The sequence below is a fragment of the Vibrio sp. St2 genome (genome assembly GCF_947311885.1).
Taxonomy (GTDB): Bacteria; Pseudomonadota; Gammaproteobacteria; order Enterobacterales; family Vibrionaceae; genus Vibrio; species Vibrio coralliilyticus.
The window spans coordinates 79,329-96,821 of the sequence record NZ_CAMZNA010000006.1 but is presented as its reverse complement, the minus strand read 5'-3'; the positions used below and the strand labels follow the sequence as shown (position 1 = coordinate 96,821).

The 17,493-nt window shown below is 39.0% G+C and carries 17 protein-coding genes; 5 read left to right on the top strand and 12 right to left on the bottom strand.

All coding sequences use genetic code 11. The annotated features are described in order from the left end of the window. Window positions 1–543: 543 nt before the first annotated feature. The 10 genes from QMA41_RS17330 to wecB are packed head-to-tail and all read right to left on the bottom strand — an operon-like array spanning window position 544 to window position 10,211. Window positions 544–1,215, bottom strand: a complete 672-nt coding sequence (locus tag QMA41_RS17330) for a WbqC family protein (protein WP_281630269.1) — start codon at window positions 1,213–1,215, stop codon at window positions 544–546. Then, window positions 1,212–2,129 (bottom strand): hypothetical protein, encoded by a 918-nt coding sequence (locus tag QMA41_RS17325; RefSeq protein ID WP_281630268.1) that lies wholly within the window; start codon window positions 2,127–2,129, stop codon window positions 1,212–1,214. Before QMA41_RS17325 ends, QMA41_RS17330 begins: the two co-directional genes overlap by 4 nt. Window positions 2,130–2,139: 10 nt before the next feature. Next, entirely contained in the window at window positions 2,140–2,826 is a 687-nt protein-coding gene (locus QMA41_RS17320) for an acetyltransferase (protein WP_281630267.1), read from the bottom strand. Window positions 2,827–2,837: 11 nt separating this feature from the next. Beyond that, entirely contained in the window at window positions 2,838–3,878 is a 1,041-nt protein-coding gene (locus QMA41_RS17315; protein ID WP_281630266.1) for a glycosyltransferase, read from the bottom strand. Beyond that, a complete protein-coding gene (gene pseI, locus QMA41_RS17310; protein ID WP_281630265.1) occupies window positions 3,879–4,919 on the bottom strand; it encodes a pseudaminic acid synthase in 1,041 nt (346 codons plus the stop codon). It abuts the gene before it with no gap. Further along, window positions 4,916–5,605: a pseudaminic acid cytidylyltransferase gene (gene pseF, locus QMA41_RS17305; protein WP_281630264.1), complete on the bottom strand. Its 690-nt coding sequence runs from the start codon at window positions 5,603–5,605 to the stop codon at window positions 4,916–4,918. Before pseF ends, pseI begins: the two co-directional genes overlap by 4 nt. Before the next feature lie 5 nt (window positions 5,606–5,610). Continuing rightward, complete coding sequence (gene pseC / locus QMA41_RS17300; protein ID WP_281630263.1) at window positions 5,611–6,783, bottom strand: UDP-4-amino-4,6-dideoxy-N-acetyl-beta-L-altrosamine transaminase; 1,173 nt, start codon at window positions 6,781–6,783, stop codon at window positions 5,611–5,613. Further along, window positions 6,780–7,793: a UDP-N-acetylglucosamine 4,6-dehydratase (inverting) gene (gene pseB / locus QMA41_RS17295; RefSeq protein WP_281630262.1), complete on the bottom strand. Its 1,014-nt coding sequence runs from the start codon at window positions 7,791–7,793 to the stop codon at window positions 6,780–6,782. The genes pseC and pseB overlap by 4 nt, the downstream gene beginning before the upstream one ends. A gap of 8 nt (window positions 7,794–7,801) precedes the next feature. After that, on the bottom strand, window positions 7,802–9,058 hold the full coding sequence (gene wecC, locus QMA41_RS17290; protein ID WP_281630261.1) for a UDP-N-acetyl-D-mannosamine dehydrogenase: 1,257 nt from the start codon (window positions 9,056–9,058) through the stop codon (window positions 7,802–7,804). Between the two features lie 28 nt (window positions 9,059–9,086). Beyond that, entirely contained in the window at window positions 9,087–10,211 is a 1,125-nt protein-coding gene (gene wecB / locus QMA41_RS17285; RefSeq protein ID WP_281630260.1) for a UDP-N-acetylglucosamine 2-epimerase (non-hydrolyzing), read from the bottom strand. Window positions 10,212–10,443: 232 nt separating this feature from the next. On the opposite strand from wecB, the gene rfaD reads away from it, so the two are divergent. Next, on the top strand, window positions 10,444–11,385 hold the full coding sequence (gene rfaD, locus QMA41_RS17280) for an ADP-glyceromanno-heptose 6-epimerase (RefSeq protein WP_281630259.1): 942 nt from the start codon (window positions 10,444–10,446) through the stop codon (window positions 11,383–11,385). An 84-nt stretch (window positions 11,386–11,469) separates the two neighbouring features. Further along, window positions 11,470–12,582, top strand: coding sequence for a glycosyltransferase family 4 protein (locus QMA41_RS17275; protein WP_281630258.1), 1,113 nt, complete (start codon window positions 11,470–11,472; stop codon window positions 12,580–12,582). A gap of 15 nt (window positions 12,583–12,597) precedes the next feature. Here QMA41_RS17275 and QMA41_RS17270 read toward each other — a convergent pair whose 3' ends face one another. After that, window positions 12,598–13,767, bottom strand: a complete 1,170-nt coding sequence (locus QMA41_RS17270) for an O-antigen ligase family protein (RefSeq protein WP_281630257.1) — start codon at window positions 13,765–13,767, stop codon at window positions 12,598–12,600. Then, the gene (locus QMA41_RS17265; protein ID WP_281630256.1) at window positions 13,764–14,489 is read right to left on the bottom strand and encodes a glycosyltransferase family 25 protein; all 726 of its coding nucleotides are present in this window, start codon (window positions 14,487–14,489) and stop codon (window positions 13,764–13,766) included. Before QMA41_RS17265 ends, QMA41_RS17270 begins: the two co-directional genes overlap by 4 nt. 354 nt (window positions 14,490–14,843) lie before the next feature. On the opposite strand from QMA41_RS17265, the gene QMA41_RS17260 reads away from it, so the two are divergent. Genes QMA41_RS17260 through QMA41_RS17250 form a run of 3 tightly spaced genes read left to right on the top strand, consistent with a single transcriptional unit; the run spans window position 14,844 to window position 17,472 of the window. Beyond that, a complete protein-coding gene (locus QMA41_RS17260) occupies window positions 14,844–15,398 on the top strand; it encodes an acyltransferase (RefSeq protein WP_281630355.1) in 555 nt (184 codons plus the stop codon). Window positions 15,399–15,417: 19 nt separating this feature from the next. Beyond that, complete coding sequence (waaF, locus tag QMA41_RS17255) at window positions 15,418–16,449, top strand: lipopolysaccharide heptosyltransferase II (RefSeq protein ID WP_281630255.1); 1,032 nt, start codon at window positions 15,418–15,420, stop codon at window positions 16,447–16,449. A gap of 3 nt (window positions 16,450–16,452) precedes the next feature. After that, window positions 16,453–17,472 carry a glycosyltransferase family 9 protein gene (locus tag QMA41_RS17250; RefSeq protein ID WP_281630254.1) on the top strand — a complete coding sequence of 340 codons (1,020 nt, stop codon included), beginning with the start codon at window positions 16,453–16,455 and terminating at the stop codon, window positions 17,470–17,472. The last annotated feature ends 21 nt before the right edge of the window (window positions 17,473–17,493 follow it).

The window sequence follows — 17,493 nt, the reverse complement described above, 5'->3', positions numbered from 1 at the left end:
TAGAGGTTAATTCACTGCATCTAACCGTTGGGTATCCACTTTTTAACCTCTCATCCCTTAATGATTGGTATTGTTAATATGGGACATAAGAGTGACAATTCTGTTTTGGTAGCACAACAATGAACACTCACTATTACGAAACAAAGCCTCTTCACCTTATACAAGACTATTTAATTTACATTAACTATGTTTTCTAATATTAACATGAAAAGATAATTATTATATACCAGTAAATTCTATATATAGCTCCACCTCTATCAATATTCACAATGCATTACACTAGTTTAACAGCAATAAAACTGATCGATGGGACAAATTAAACCCACTAAGATTAAGTAATCCCCATCCAAGAGTGAAAATAAAACCTGTTTTTAACAACGTAACATCTTATAATTTAAGACAATTAGTGTGCTTTATACCGATATTTACACTTAAAAGTTCGCAATCAATAAGTTGATATCCCGCATCACATTAGAATATCAACATTTAGCAAATTACCATCATAGGCATCTATTACGTCATGAGCTCAAAGCAAGGAAGTGCCTATAGATAAAGCCTAGATTTGGTTCCAACATTGAATAATAGGTCTAAAGCTGACATATATGGAACAAAATCATTTAGACCTTGAGGATATGACTTAGGTTTATAGTCAAAATACTCAACTGAAACCTTGTTAAAATCAAAGCCTGATTCTGATTCCATATATTCTTTACTACCCATAGCTGATAAATAGGATGTCGCACCTAATTTAGAACAGATATTAAACATCAGTTCTGACTTTGTGCCTTCGACATTTAAGTTACTACTAAATATTAATTCCGTTTCAATACTTAGTTGCTCCTTAATATAATTTATTAATTTTACATTTAAATCACACAACGAAGTCACTTCATTAGACAAACACAATAGATCGTTATAATACAAATCAAAGTACTCTGATTTTGAGTATGATTGATGAATTGTTTTTAAATGCTTACCAAAATTACCATTAGGTTCTGTCAATTCAATCTCGTTAATAGGGGTGCTTCTATCAGCTTTTCTAACAGATAATGATAACAACTGTTCTTTGCCATTTGATAGTATCCTATTTCTTTGCTGCCAAGATCTACGAGAAAATTGCACATGATCTAAAATCACGAATCTATCAACAGAATTCATCATGGCGAAATAGCCAACCCAAGGAATATAAGTTGGCTGCATGATAGCTACTTTCATACCTTCTCCACCGCTACACCAATCCCTTCTTCTCCATAGTTGTTACCATTATAAAACATTATTTTCCTACCTTTATAAATAACTACAGAAGCATATTCTATCATCTCAGAATCCCAGCCACTTTCAGATGGACGAATACCTACATCAGAATCTTTGCGTGACCAGTTGAAACCGTCGTTGGATTCAGCATAACCAATAGTATATGCGCCTCCTTTTTCAACATCTTCTTTAAATGAGAACCACATCTTATAAAGGCTTCCATCTTTTAAGACAAACGGTCGAGCTAAAGCCATTTCCGAGTCATCACGATAATCAATAGCAACATCTCCATTACGTTCCCAGTCTCTACCATTCTGAGAAGTAGCAATCTGTATATTATAACGAGGTAAATCTTTGTGTAGCCATTCGGTACCTGAAACATAATACATAAGCCAACGTTCTTGCTCTTTAATAACAAACGGGGCTGTATTTAAAAATGGGTTGACTTTACACCTTTCAAGAATCGGAGCTCTACTGTAACGAACGAAATTAGAAGACTTTGAGCTCTTAATCGCCAAGCCACCAAACAGATGCATACGAACATTAAAACCAGGATTCCAGCCTATAAAATAGAGATTCGTATCATTTTCATCATTAATAATGCAAGAAGGAGTCACTCCGTTATCATCGAAACAACCTCTCTCCCCCGGACTTAAAACCGGTTCAGGTGAAAAATCAAATGGTTCCGTTAAATTATCGAGATGAATATGGCAATAGCCAATATGAGATACATTATTCTCATCTCGCCCTGAGAAATATACTCGAACAATATCTTCTGAAACTCTCTCTAGAGTAGGGATCATTGCATGTGTCTGCATCCACCATAATTCTTTTTGTGGTTTGATCACAAGGCCTAGTTTTTTCCACTTCTCCATTGTTCTTTCCTCACAGTTTAAAGTATGACCTTTTGATTTTCTTTCCAATTCGGTCATTTGAACCTAAATAATTTGATTGTGGTGCAAGTACTGTTGAGCCATCTTCTATTGAATCTTTAACAATATTAGCACCCATTGTGATAAAGCAGTCAGCACCTATTTTACAAAAATCTTTCATTGCTACAGCTACGCCAATAAAGGTCCGTTCGCCAATAACACAGTGACCTGAAATACATATATTGGAAGCCATATAAACATGGTCTTTAATTTCAGTACCATGGCCGATATGATTACTGGACCAAATCATTACATTATTGCCAATTTTCACGGTTGGCTGAATAGTTTGATTCTCGAGGATAAAACAGTTATCTCCTACGTTCAAATCAGACCAAATAGCTGACTTAGAGCATACATAAGACGCAAGTTTATAACCATCACTCTTCAATTGATGATATTTATCTTGTCTTAACTGATTCAGTTTCTGGTAGCTTAATGCAACATGAGCCTCATACTCACAAGGTGGGTAAAGCTGACTAACTGTAGAATAAGGAACAAGTGGGAGACCTTCAAAACTATCCTCACCGCAATATTCATCATCTACTGTAAAAGCAACAACTTCGTATTCTGAGTCATTTTCAAAGTAGTACTTAGCTAATGATGCTATCTCAGCATTACCAAATATAATTAATTTTTTCATTGCCTATAGCCTTATATATGTAATAGTTCTATCTCATTGACAATTCGATTTAATCCGTCACCATCTACAAGATTCATAGCGTTTAAAATCATTTTATTTCGGGAGTTTTCATCAAACAACAATGTAGTAATTGCTTTTACAAGATCATCAATCTCCACATCACATTGTAGCCCCAAGTCTAGCGCTGCACCTGTTTTTACAAAATGCTTGTTTATATCAGCCAGCTCTTTACTACTTGAAATATGAATAGCTGGAACGCCTAAGTACGCAACTTCATATTTAGTCAGCCCTGTAGCAGTAATAACCAATTGGGAACTAGAGATCGCTTCCCCCAAACTACTAGGGCCATCCATTACCTTATATCGAGGATGCGTAAAACCAAGTAACTTGTCACGATTATCTTCATTATAACCGGGGCCACAAACCATTATAAATTGATAATCTGACATGTTATTATTTTCAATTATTGACTTAATTAATTTTAAACCTAAATAGCTTATATTCGTCGGATCGCTACCGCCGAAGGTAAATAAGATTTTCTTTTCTTTAACTTTGTCAAACTTAAACTTTTTAATCTGTTTGTCTAATATGAAATATTCTGGTCCAATTAGACTATTTTCGCTTTTACAATTAGTCTTGCTACACGCATAGGGAACAACGACCATTGTTGTTGGAATATTTTGATATGAAGAAATCATTTCTTCACCAGCACCATCAAAAAACAAGGATTTCACTCTATTTTTTTTCAAAATATTCAGCGTATTAATCATGTGATGAGGATTATTTCTATTATCATGATGAGCGACATCATAAATAACAATATCGAAAGTCGACCCTGTTAACTCCCAATATGAAAGTTCTTGCTCTTCATTTAGCTCAACATATTCAAATTTACTTAAAGCTTTTTTAACAAATGGAGTTAGTTGAAGCTGACCGAAAATGAACTTAACAGAATGATTCCTTTCAATGAGTTCTTTTGCAACAGTAAGCGAACGCATAAAATGCCCCCACCCAATAGCTTCATAAAGGTCAAGTCGAATTGCAATATACACTTATTTTAACAGCTCCCACGTAAGTCTGGTCCCCTTCGAAGCATCCTCTTGAACGGTTAATCCAAGAACATTTCTATACTCCTTAGCAGGCATCCCATACCCTGGACGAATGGCCCTTACATTTCTTTCTGTTAAAACATCCCCTTTCTTCACATCTTCAACAATATATAGCGATCTTCTCGACAATCGGCTATTTTCACTTTTTGTCGTTCCATAGTGTATATGCCCAATCGCTTCATATGCCTTATTACATTCTTCTACCAATTGCTTAAATTCTGCTGGCTCCATTGAAAAAGCAGAATCAACACCACCTTCAGCTCTGCTCGAGGTAAAGTGTTTCTCAATAATAGTCGCTCCTAATGCTATTGAAGCAACTGCGACCCCGATACCCATAGTATGATCAGACAAGCCGATTGGCTTCCCTGTCAAATCAGCCATATTTGGAATAGTAGCTAGGTTAGCTTCTCGTGGAAGAGCTGGATAAGCTGCCGTACACTTTAATAGTGCATACTCTTTACAACCATTACTCTCTAATAAATTAACAATTTCTCCGATTTCTTGGATAGTCGCCATTCCTGTCGAGACGATTACTGGCTTCCCTGTCATGGCAACTTTCTTCAGTAGTGCAGGTTCGGTACTCTCTGTCGAACCAATCTTATAACAAGGACAACCTAGCGTTTCTAAGAAATCAACAGCTGTCGTATCAAATGGAGAACTAAAGCAGATGATTTCTAGTTCTTTACACTTATCAAATATTGCCTGATGCCACTCCCAAGGAGTATGAGCAATTTGGTACAACTCATACATGCTCATCCCATGCCAAAGGCTATTTGGGTCCTTTAATTGGAAATCATCTTTATCACAATCTATCGTTAAAGTATCTGCTGTATAAGTCTGAATTTTAACAGCATCAGCTCCTGATTCCTTCGCTAGTTCTATCAAGCTCAGTGCTTTCTCAAGAGATTGGTTATGGTTTCCAGACAGTTCAGCAATAATAAATGGCTTCTTATCCTTGCCAATATTTAGATTATCAATTTTCATTTAATATCCTCTCTTGCAGAGTAAAGCTTTGTTGCAAAATTCCAATCATCCATTGTGTCAATATCAACGACCTGATCTCTATTTAATACATATGGAAATGTGTTAGCATTCAAAACAAGTTTATCGCTAAGAAATGTAGAGACTGTTCCCCAACAAAATTGTGCTGCGTCAAAGTAACACTCATTTAAGTCCTGAGTTCTCGAATTAATACCCCGAGCCATATTTATTGAAACATAGCCTTCTTCATTTATAGATAGTGCTCTTTCTATAGGCGGAGAAAAAACTCCAACGCTTAAAACATAATCAGCCTTACTGTTTTTAATCATCATATGAGATTCAATTAAATTGCTGCTTTTTAAAAAGGGAGCTGTCGCATATATCAAACAAACCTCGTCATCACGATCCAAGCCCAATCGTTGGATTTCATATTGAATTACATCTCGAATCGTTGCTTCATCATCGGCTAGAATTTCTGGACGTTTAGAATTGATTTCGACAGCTGATAGATCTTCAATATAATGCTCAACCTGTACTTCATCTGTACTAATGACAATCTTATCAAATAATGAACTTTCAATTGCTGCTTGTATTGAATAATTGATAACCGACTTTCCATGAAACTCTCTGAAGTTTTTATGTGGAATTCGTTTACTTCCCGCTCTTGCAGGTATTATGGCAACCTTCATCAATCTTAACCTATCAATATATTAGTAAGCACAGCAACAACTCGATCCTGCTGCTCTTCCGTCATAGAATGGAACAGTGGCAATGAAATCGCTTCTCGATAGTACTGCTCAGACTCTGGAAAGGACGGCTCTGCATCACCTAATTTCTGATAGTAAGGTTGTGTATGTACAGGTATGTAGTGAAGATTTACACCAATGCCACTCGCTCTAAGCGCATTGAAGACTTGTTCATGAGTGAGGCTTATTTCCTTTAGTTTCAGCCGAATTACATATAGATGAAGACCAGAATAGGTGTTATCTAATTGATATGGTAAAACAAGAGGTAAGTCGGAAAGCAAATCGTTATATCGATTGGCAAGGTGGTGCCTTGCCTCAATGAACTGGTGCAACCGCTGCATTTGAGATACACCTAAAGCGGCTTGCATTTCAGTCATTCGATAATTGAAGCCCAAATCGATTTGCTGATAATACCAAGCGCCGTGGCTGTCTCCTTCCATTAAACTTTGATCACGAGTGATTCCATGGCTACGATACAGTTCCATCTTCTGTGCCAACGCTTTTTGATTGGTCAAAGCCGCACCACCTTCCGCTGTCGTTACTATTTTAACGGGATGGAAACTGAAAACAGTAATATCAGAATAAGCACAGTTACCAATGGGTTCTCCATGATAATGACCGCCGATGGCATGGGAAGCATCTTCAATCACTTTAAAGCCATACTCTCTTGCCAGCTTACCAATGGCTTTCATGTCACATGGCTGTCCACATAGATGTACTGGCACTACCACCTTTGGTAGCTTGCCACTGGCTTTAGCGAGTTTCAGCTTGTCTTCAAGCTTTCTAGGACACATATTATATGTGTCTGGGTCAATATCGACAAAATCGACTTTTGCACCACAGTAAAGCCCACAGTTTGCTGAAGCCACAAAGGTAATTGGTGATGTCCAAAGCCAATCTCCCTCACCCAACTCTAAAGCAAGACAGGCAATATGAAGGGCCGAGGTTGCACTGTTCACAGCAAGGGCATACTCAGCACTTGTATGATCTTTCAGAGCTTTTTCAAACGCAGGCACCTGAGGACCTTGCGTTAAAAAATCTGAATTCAGTACGTCGATAACGAAATCTATGTCCTGTTGGCTGATATCTTGTTTTCCGTATGGAATCACTGCTCTTCTCACACTTTAAAGTTAGGATCTACATGCTCTTTAACTAGAGTACGTAAGCTTTCAATAGATTCCCATTCTGTATTCGTTCCAGAGTTATATTTAAATCCAAACGGTACTTTTTGTGCCTTGTGGTGTTCTAAATATTCTTCTTCTGTATAAGTGAATGAGACAGACGGCAGAATAGCGTAGTATTTACCCAAATCTATGGTATTCAGAGAGTCCGTATCAGTGATCATCTCTTCATGCAATTTTTCACCTGGTCGAATACCAACCACTTTGGTTTTGCACTCTGGGGCAACGGCAGTAGCAATATCGAGAATCTTATACGACGGAATTTTAGGAACAAATATCTCACCACCAAGGTGATGCTCAAGGGCGTACATCACCATGTTAACGCCATCCTGAAGAGAGATATTAAAGCGAGTCATCTCTTCGTGAGTAATAGGTAACACTCCATCTTTTCGTCTTGCTAAAAAGAATGGGATTACAGAACCACGAGAACCCATTACATTCCCATAACGCACGACACTAAAACGAATGTCTTTTGAACCTTTGATGTTGTTTGCTGCCGTAAACAATTTATCTGACGCCAGTTTAGTTGCACCATAGAGATTAATTGGAGCACAAGCCTTATCTGTTGATAAGGCAACTACGTCTTTTACGCCACACTGTAGCGCAGCATGGATAACGTTTTCCGCCCCGTCGACATTCGTACGAATACACTCTGTAGGATTATATTCCGCGGTATCTACTTGCTTAATTGCAGCAGCGTGTATAATGACATCTACACCTTCACAAGCTTGAGCCATTCGATTTTGGTCACGGACATCACCAATAAAAAAGCGTAACTGAGGGTATTCATGTGCGGGATACTGTTGTTTTAGCTCAAACTGCTTAAGCTCGTCACGTGAAAAGATAATGATCTTTTTTACATTGCTATAACTACTCAGAATAGTCTCAACAAACTTTTTACCGAAAGACCCTGTACCACCAGTTATCAAAACGGTCTTATTATTAAGCATTGTCTTTATTACCCCCAAATGCCTTTTGTATCGATAAGATAATCGAACTTAACTTTCTCAGCTTTAAACTCTTTATGATCCACTAATAATACATGGATGTCAGCTTGCTCGGAAGCTTGCTCAAAACTGACCAGAGGAATATCAGTAGATTCATCTAGGTTAGGCTCTACACCCCACACGCGTCCAGGGTGTAGGCTCACCAATTCTTTGTATATTGACAGAGCAGGACTCTCGCGAACGTCATCGATATTTGGTTTAAATGCTAACCCATAACATGCAATAGTCACATCTTTAGATGTTTTGTCTATGTTAGCCTGTAAGTAATCAGCAATGGCAACTTTCACTTTATCGATCACCCAGCCCGGCTTACCGTCATTGATTTTTCTTGCCGTGTGGATAATTTGAGCTTCTGCTGGCGTTCTTGCCACAATAAACCACGGGTCAACAGCAATACAGTGACCACCAACACCAGGGCCTGGCTGCAAAATGTTTACTCGAGGGTGACGATTAGATAACGCAATTAGTTCCCAAACATTGATATCTAGCTTGTCACAAATAACAGAAAGTTCGTTGGCAAACGCAATTTGGACATCTCGAGAACTATTTTCTGTTAGCTTAGCCATTTCCGCTGTACGCGCATTGGTAATAACACACTCACCTTCAACGAAGGTCTTGTACAGTTCTACAGAACGTTGCGAACATTTTGGTGTCATACCACCAATAACACGATCATTTTCAACCAGTTCGCGTACAACGTGCCCTGGTAACACTCGTTCCGGACAGTGAGCAATATTGATATCCGCATCTTCGCCGTGAGTCTGTGGAAAAGAAAGTTCTGGACGAGCGAGCGCAAGCCATTCCGCCATTTGCTCCGTCGCACCTACCGGTGAAGTTGATTCAAGAATAACCAAGTCACCTTTCTTAAGAACAGGGGCAATCGCGTTGCTCGCAGCTTCAATGTAGGAAAGATCAGGCTCTGGCACTTCATCTTCTTTGCAAGGCAAAAATGGTGTTGGGACCGCAATTAAAAATGCATCCGCCGGCTCGGGCGCGGTAACGGCTTTTAAGTACCCTTGCTTAACTGCCGCATTCACTATCATATCCAACTCAGGTTCTACGATATGAATTTTTCCCTGATTAATGGTATCAACGGCGTGTTGGTTGACATCAACACCAATAACCTGCTTTTTTCGCGATGCAAACATCGCTGCTGTAGGTAAGCCAATATAGCCTAAGCCGACAACCGATACTGCTTCAAAAGACATATATAATTCTCTTTAAATTTGAATAAAACTATTTTGCTAGAACGTCTAGGATTTTTTGACAAGCGTGCCCATCGCCATATGGGTTATGGGCAAAGCTCATTTCTTTATAAGACTCTTCGTCTTCGAGTAATGTCGTCAAACCCGTTACAATTCTATCCACATCTGTGCCGACTAACTTAACGGTACCTGCCGCTACGGCTTCTGGACGCTCAGTTGTATCTCTCATAACTAAAACTGGTTTGCCTAGAGAAGGGGCTTCTTCTTGAATGCCCCCCGAGTCAGTCAAAATAATATGAGCTCTATTCATGAGATAAATAAACGGAAGATACTGCTGAGGTTCCACAAGATGTATATTGTCTATGCCAGACAGAATTCGATTCACAGGTTCACGGACATTGGGGTTTAAATGGACAGGATATACAATTTGTACTTCTGGGTGTTTCTGAGCCGTTTGAGCTAGAGCTTCACAAATTCGAACAAAGCCATCACCAAAGTTCTCTCTTCGATGACCCGTCACTAAGATCAGTTTGTGCTCGTTTTGAAGAAACGGGAACTGAACAGAGAGTTTTCTTCGCAAATCAACATCATTATCAATTTTATCTTTAATCATTAGAAGCGCATCAATAACAGTATTTCCGGTAATCGAAATATCATTGTTATCAAAGTTCTCTTTTAACAAATTGTTTTGAGAGGTCTCTGTTGGTGCAAAATGATACGTCGCCAACGCACCAGTTAGCTTTCTGTTGGCTTCTTCTGGCCATGGAGAGTAGATGTTTCCCGTTCTCAGTCCAGCTTCTACATGGCCCACGGCAATTTGCTCATAATAGGCAGCGAGACTAGCGGCAAAAGTGGTTGCTGTATCACCATGAACTAAAACCACGTCAGGTCGAAAATCTTGTAAAACTGGCTTCAACTCTAGAAGGATTCGAGCAGTTACATCATTCAGTGTCTGGCTAGACTTCATTAAATCGAGATCATAATCAGGTTTGACTTCAAATAGATCCAACACTTGGTCTAGCATTTCTCTATGTTGTGCAGTAACGCAACATTTGGCGTCAAACCGCTCGTCTGCCTCTAATGAATGCACTAAAGGGGCCATTTTAATTGCTTCTGGTCGGGTACCAAACACTGTAAGTACTTTTTTCTTTACCATTTTTACCTTCTAAACCTACCAATAATTTCCAAATTCTGGCTTCGATTAGCTTGTTGCATCTAGCATCAACAAGCTAATCGACACAAAAGCGCCAGAGATAATAGCGCAAACTAGACATATGGTCGATATCAGTACAGTAAGTTAGCTTTAAACAAATGCTAGCCACTATCAGACTGATTTTGAGCATGATATACTCATCAGCAAACGCTCAGTTGTTGTTTGGAGGAAGAATATGATCATCGTAACTGGCGGAGCTGGCATGATTGGCAGTAACATCATTAAAGCTCTTAATGAGCAAGGTATTAACGACATTTTGGTAGTCGACAACCTTAAGAATGGTAAGAAATTCCAAAACTTGGTTGATTTAGACATCGCAGACTACATAGACCGTGATGATTTTCTAACTCAAGTCATGGCCGGTGACGACTTTGGGCCGATCGAAGCTATCTTCCATGAAGGTGCTTGCTCTGCTACAACTGAGTGGGATGGTAAATACATGATGCTCAATAACTATGAGTACTCAAAAGAGCTGCTACATTTCTGTTTAGAACGTGAAATCCCATTCCTTTATGCCTCTTCAGCTGCGACTTACGGTGAAACCGATACTTTCATTGAAGAAAAAGAGTACGAAGGCGCACTAAACGTATACGGCTACTCAAAGCAGCAGTTCGATAACTATGTACGCCGCATTTGGCAAGATGCTGAAGAGCATGGTGAGCAACTTTCTCAAATTACTGGTTTCCGTTACTTCAATGTTTATGGCCCTCGCGAACAGCATAAAGGTTCTATGGCATCAGTAGCTTTCCATCTAAACAACCAAATGAATAATGACGAAAATCCAAAGCTGTTTGCTGGCAGCGAAACGTTTAAGCGTGATTTTGTTTACGTCGGTGATGTTGCAGCAGTAAACTTGTGGTTTATGGAAAGCGGTCAGTCAGGCATTTTTAACTTAGGTACAGGTAATGCAGAATCTTTTGAAGAAGTAGCTAAAGCCGTGATTAAGTTCCATGGTAAAGGTGAAGTAGAAACTATTCCATTCCCTGAACACCTTAAAGGTGCGTATCAAGAGTTTACTCAAGCAGACCTGACAAAACTTCGTGCAGCAGGCTGTGCTCATAAGTTTAAAACAGTCGCCGAAGGCGTTGATGAATATATGCAGAAGATAAACAAGTAGCCTCTAATATTTTAAAGACTTACTATAGAAAGGTGGTTTCAGTACCACCTTTTTTATTACCTCTCCACTAGATAAAGGTAAGTTGTGAAAAAACCAGCAATTCTTCATATTTGTCTTTCCCAAGGCTGGGGGGGACTAGAAATGTATCCGATAAGAACTGGCAAAGAGTTTCTTCAGCGTGGCTATAAAGTTTATGGCCTATGTACCGGTGGAACACAAGTTGCTGAAGGAATGCAAAATTTTGGTATTGAAACCTTTGAGATATCGAGTAAAGGGAAATTAATAGCATCTCAACTCTTAAGACTGAACCACTGGTTAAAACAACGAAACGTCGAAATTATCCATTGCCACAAATCTGGTGATATTCTGATTTCTGCGCTATTGAGCTTATTAACTAGACGGAGAACTTTTTTCACGGAGCATATGGGAGTTACTCGCCCTAAAAAAGATCTCTACCATAAGTGGGCCTATTCACATGTTGACCAGACTTTTTCGATCAGCGATGAAACCTATAAACGTAACCTAAAAGCACTCCCTATACCTGAAAATAAAATTACCCGACTCTGGTTAGGCACTGATATCCCAGAACAGCCAATTGATGACCAAAATCAAATCGCCACTATCAAATTTGAATTGGGTTTACCTACAGATAGTATAATTATTGGTAATCTAGGTAGAGTCTGCTCTGGTAAAGGTCAAATGGAGCTTTTAGAGGCCTTCAGTTTACTGAAAGACAAATACCCCGAGCTTCATTTATTACTAGTCGGAGGGTTAGATGTTTCAGAAGGTTCGGACAACTCATACGTTTACAAGCTAAAAGATAAGATTAATCACTTAGATTTAACTCAGCGAGTTCATCTAGCTGGATTTAGGACAGATACTGATCGTATGCTGGCTGCAATGGATATTGTATGCCTACCAAATCACAACGAAGCTTTTGGTTTAACTGCAATAGAGGCAATGGCAGCCAAGAAACCCATAGTAGCGGCTAATACTGGAGCGCTGCCAGAAATACTAGTATCAACAGCTATTCTAACAAGCCCATTAGAGCCTCAAAGAATAGCTACTAGCCTAGAATGCTACCTTCTTGACAATAAATTGATGAAGAAGAATTCAATTTTAGCTTATCAACGAGCACAATCAGAATTTTCGATGAATGCACATATTGAAAATCTCGCAAAGTATTACCGTGAGTAACCTTCCTCAATAAGACTAACTTAACCTTGATTTCATCTGATTCAAAGAGAATAGACCGACTACGAGGGTGAATAAATAAACTACATGCGTATGGTGGAAAGGCACATCAGATAACCCCGCGATAGCCACAAGCATAACAAGCACCTGTGTAATGATACTATCACCCTCTCGGGCCTTATTCAGCCTTACTGGATTGAATAGCCAAACCATCATAATAAAAAGACCAACAGAACCGTATCTAGCAAGCGTATCTATATATTGGTTATGGAGGTGAGGCTGTCGATAAGCCATTCTGTTTGGCACTTTTCGAATACCCTCTTCTAACATTATATCACCTTCTCCAACAATAGATTGCTTCTGCCAAACATCCACACCGAGCGCCCATAAATCCAATCGCGCCCCTAGAGATGTCTCATAATTCCCTTTACTTATAGAATGAAACTCAACCACTGTTCTGTTAATACGCTCATCTATCATAGGCTTAAATGACATATAAATAATGCTCAAGCCAATCAATGTAACCCCTCCTAATTTCACAAGAGATAAAGCATTAAAGCTCCTATAAATTACAAACATCATTACTATTGGGTATGCGACCCATACACCACGAGAATCAGTTAAGACTAGTGCCCATAAAGCGACTAAAAAGCCCACAATACAAATACCTTGCATCAGTTTGTTTCTATAGATTTTGACCAAAGAAAAAGAGGACAAAGATACAAACGAGCAATATAATGCATAGGGTATAGGATTGGTTGCCATACCGACTCTAGATACATTTAAATAGTAATATTCAAATATCGCATTAACTCCACATACATATGCGGAAAATATAATTGCATTATAAAACCAAGAATTAGAAAATTTACTCCAAGGAACAACAGATAAGTAAATAATACAAGTCAGTAAAGTCCTAGGCAATCCAAAATTATCACCTCTCCAAAAATGCATAATAGAAAAATATGCAAAAACCAGAATGCTAGCTAAAAAAAACTTTTTGTAATTATTTTGATTAAAATTACTCTTAATAAATTGTCTATATCTTACTATGCTATAAACAATAACAATAACAGTAACCCTTGAAACTAAAGACTTAGTATCTGTGAAGTTAAATATTGAGATTAAAACTAGAAAAATTGGAGAGAAAAGAAATACTTTCTCCAATTGCTGAACTAAATTCTTCATTGATACTTTCTATTATAAATACGTAAGACAATCTTTCTGTATAAAGAGTAAATCTCTCGAGTAGGTTTTCGATACCACCTAGCTTTACTTTCTTCACCTAGTTGAATTGTCGTAGCGAATTCTTGGGGGTTTTCAACAACAGCAGGGGAAAGAATATAAGATGGCATATCATGTAGATACAAGGAGCCAACATAGTTATCTACTGGCATACACCATCGCTCGGAGTTACTAACAAGCTTTTTTGCAGCATACGGTGAAATGGCATAACACCTAAGTCCACCATAGTTATTCGTCATAAAAGAGATGCTAAAGTTATCACCCTCTTCCTTCAGACACAAAACCCCTTTGTCTGTTTTAGACTCTAAGCGCAAGAAACCGTAGTTATCGATTTTTTCTTCAACGACTTTCAAGCTACTTGGAAATGAAGGCAAGATAGCCGCGTCATCTTCAAAAACTATAATAGGCTCATCAAGCTCAATCGATTTTTTCCATAGAAGGTAATGACTTCCGTATACGCCGAGCTCTCCTTTCGAGGGCATTCGGCCACTCGTAAGCCATAGTCGTTTAGCATAGTTATAATTTTCGAACAATTCGTGAGGGGGCTCTGCTCTACCGTCAACTGCGTCAAAAAAATCAAAGTCAATATCAAGTTGGTCTAGCTGCTTCTTTATGTAGTCTCTGCGCTCAGGACTACGTTTTAAACTAATAACAAATATTTTCACTTAACAATACCAAACCAAGAGAAACGGACGCCATTAGACCATATATGGCAAGAAAATTGAACTGACTTTAGTCAACTCTCACGCACGCTTAACGTTGTCCCTTCAACATACTAAGCTCTTAGCTCCTGATGCTTCTATATAACCGAGAACACAAAAGCAACTAGTTTCACTTGAAGGGATATTCCATATGTTTAGCACATCTCATTCATAGCTAAGTTCAATGACTATAAATCCAACTATACTTACTGCTCTTTCAAGTAGTCATAGTCAATAAAATTACGCTGTCATAGCTTTATATTTAAGCTAATGAACTATAACATAAGAAGGTGATATGGATTGATACAGGTGAATAAAATGTTCAGCTTGACTAACAAGTTAAGAAACAAAATAAAAATATCGGGCCGACATCAAATTACGATAGATGCATCCTCAAAAATACGACAATGCAAGATTATTATTAAAGGGGAGAACAACATCCTAAAAATAGGAAAAAACGTAAACCTACGTCGTAGCAACATTGAAATTGATGGAAATAATTGTCACTTAATTATCGACGACAATACTATCATTGGACACGACTGCTACCTTTCTGCAAGAGAAAATGGAATTAAGCTAAAAATTGGCAAAGGAAGCATGCTATCCCGAAACGTGAAGATTATGACCAGTGATGGGCATAATATTGTTAAAGATGGAAAACGCATCAACAGTGCTCAAAGTATCGAAATTGGTCCTGAAGTGTGGCTTACAGATAATGTAACCGTTTTAAAAGGTGTTACTGTCGGTGAAGGATCAATCATTGGCATCAACTCTACCTTGACCAAATCAGTCCCATCGGGCGCCATTGCTGTTGGTAACCCTGCCAAAGTCGTACATAATGGAGTATCATGGCAGCATGAACTGACTTATTAGACGAACCCTAGCTTCCTAAATGAAAATTCTCATTATCGGTCCCTCTTGGGTTGGCGACATGGTGATGTCGCAAAGCTTGTATACGACTCTCAAAGATAAATATCCAGACTGTGAACTGGATGTCCTTGCTCCTGCTTGGTGTAAACCTATCCTAGAACGCATGCCAGAAGTACATCAAGCCATAGAGATGCCGATTGGACATGGGGACTTCAATCTATTTGGTCGAAGAGCAATTGGGCATGAGTTACGTTACAATCATTATAGCCATGCATTCATATTACCTAATTCTGCAAAGTCAGCCCTAATTCCATGGTTTGCTGGAATACCAGTACGAACTGGCTGGAAAGGTGAGTTCAGATATGGGCTACTTACAGATCTTCGTCCTGATAAGCGTGTATTTCAATATATGGTTGAAAGGTACGTCGCTCTCGCTTCAACTTCTAAAAAGATGTTGGAAGAGGTTGAGTTAGCCAATTGCCCAAAGCCCAGTTTAACCGTCGACTCCACTTCACAACTCGCTGCTCGTCAGAGACTCAATCTAGATTTACAACTTCCAATTGTAGGCCTCTGCCCTGGTGCGGAGTTTGGCCCGGCTAAGCGTTGGCCAGACCGGCACTATTCTAAGCTTGCTAAACATCTTGTAGATAAAGGCCAGCAAGTTTGGTTGTTCGGCTCAGAAAAAGACAGAGCTGTCACCGAAAAAATCAAATCAGCTCTCACATCAGAGCAACAACAATATTGCTTTAACTTAGCTGGCGAAACATCACTAATCGAAGCAGTAGACTTATTAGCAGCTTGCCATACCGTTGTATCGAACGATTCAGGCTTAATGCATGTTTCTGCTGCCGTAGGGTGCAATATTGTTGCGATTTATGGCTCTAGCTCACCAAAATATACGCCACCTCTGACTGACAAGTTAGAAATGGTGCATACTGACATTGAGTGTCGGCCGTGTTTCAAACGCGAGTGTCCGCTTGGCCACCAAGACTGTCTCAATAAACTAATGCCTTCTCAAGTCATCAATGCTGTTGATAAATTTCTAGAGCAATAACTCATGAAACACCTATGGTTTGAGCGTGGTGCTTACGCTTCTAAAAAAGCACGCAAGTATATTCAAGATGATTTTCAGCCTCAAAAAATCAAGAAAATAGCAGTAATTAGACACGCAGCACTTGGTGATCAGGTTGTTGTTCGCCCATTTCTAGTTGAAGCCAGAAAGTTTTTTCCTAACGCTGAAATTACGTTAGTTCCAGTTTCCAACTATATGTATGGAATACCGAGTGACTTGGTTGATCATGTTCATGTGATGCCAGGAAAAGAGCCTGGAAAAACAACACCTGTCAAAGAAAAAGTCCAAAACATCAAACAACTAGGCGAGCAAGACATAATTTTCGATTTGGCGAGCACTAACCGTTCTCATTGGATGACAGCATTAAGTAAAGCCAAACTAAAAATAGGCTTTCCATACAAATGGTACTTCTGCGGTACTTTGTTTAATGTTGCAGTTCATCGTTCAGATTTTCAGCCAGAAGTGGAATGCATGTTAGATATGCTCAAGCTACTAGGCCACAACCCCGCTCACCCACTGGACTTTGCCTATCCTGATCATCGCAAACTGGTAGACACTGAAGCTCCCTATGTGCTCTATTTTAACGGCGCCTCGCAGCTGCGAAAAATATTATCCAAAGAGCAAATGTTTGCGGTATTAGAGAAGGCTGTTCAAGAGAACCCAAATCATACTCACGTGTATCTGGAAGGAAAAAATGATTTTGAGAAAGGGGATTTTTGCCAAAGCCTTTTAAAATATCCTAACTTCAAAATTCAACCATGCTTACCACTTGAAGAGTTAGTTGATCTAACGGCAAAAGCTACACTAATGGTCGCTCCTGATACAGGCGTCCGGAACATTGCAATATCGACCCATACACCAACTGTAGGCATTTTCTATGCGACAGTGCCGTTTCGATATACGCCTTTGTATGAGCACCATGACATCGTGATGAATGCTGATGGCTCAATACCGACCACGGCTCAAATCACAGATGCAATTTCCCGTGCCCTATCGAGCCAATAACTTCATTTCGGAATTTTATAA

What these genes read in the sequence shown, in the direction of transcription:
- waaF (WP_281630255.1), top strand. Translation starts at nt 15,418, where the DNA reads ATGAAAATTCTCATTATCGGTCCCTCTTGGGTTGGCGACATGGTGATG.
- pseB (WP_281630262.1), bottom strand. Translation starts at nt 7,793, where the DNA reads ATGCTTAATAATAAGACCGTTTTGATAACTGGTGGTACAGGGTCTTTC.
- QMA41_RS17325 (WP_281630268.1), bottom strand. Translation starts at nt 2,129, where the DNA reads ATGGAGAAGTGGAAAAAACTAGGCCTTGTGATCAAACCACAAAAAGAA.
- QMA41_RS17330 (WP_281630269.1), bottom strand. Translation starts at nt 1,215, where the DNA reads ATGAAAGTAGCTATCATGCAGCCAACTTATATTCCTTGGGTTGGCTAT.
- wecC (WP_281630261.1), bottom strand. Translation starts at nt 9,058, where the DNA reads ATGTCTTTTGAAGCAGTATCGGTTGTCGGCTTAGGCTATATTGGCTTA.
- QMA41_RS17250 (WP_281630254.1), top strand. Translation starts at nt 16,453, where the DNA reads ATGAAACACCTATGGTTTGAGCGTGGTGCTTACGCTTCTAAAAAAGCA.
- wecB (WP_281630260.1), bottom strand. Translation starts at nt 10,211, where the DNA reads ATGGTAAAGAAAAAAGTACTTACAGTGTTTGGTACCCGACCAGAAGCA.
- pseF (WP_281630264.1), bottom strand. Translation starts at nt 5,605, where the DNA reads ATGAAGGTTGCCATAATACCTGCAAGAGCGGGAAGTAAACGAATTCCA.
- QMA41_RS17320 (WP_281630267.1), bottom strand. Translation starts at nt 2,826, where the DNA reads ATGAAAAAATTAATTATATTTGGTAATGCTGAGATAGCATCATTAGCT.
- QMA41_RS17260 (WP_281630355.1), top strand. Translation starts at nt 14,844, where the DNA reads ATGTTCAGCTTGACTAACAAGTTAAGAAACAAAATAAAAATATCGGGC.
- rfaD (WP_281630259.1), top strand. Translation starts at nt 10,444, where the DNA reads ATGATCATCGTAACTGGCGGAGCTGGCATGATTGGCAGTAACATCATT.
- pseI (WP_281630265.1), bottom strand. Translation starts at nt 4,919, where the DNA reads ATGAAAATTGATAATCTAAATATTGGCAAGGATAAGAAGCCATTTATT.
- QMA41_RS17270 (WP_281630257.1), bottom strand. Translation starts at nt 13,767, where the DNA reads ATGAAGAATTTAGTTCAGCAATTGGAGAAAGTATTTCTTTTCTCTCCA.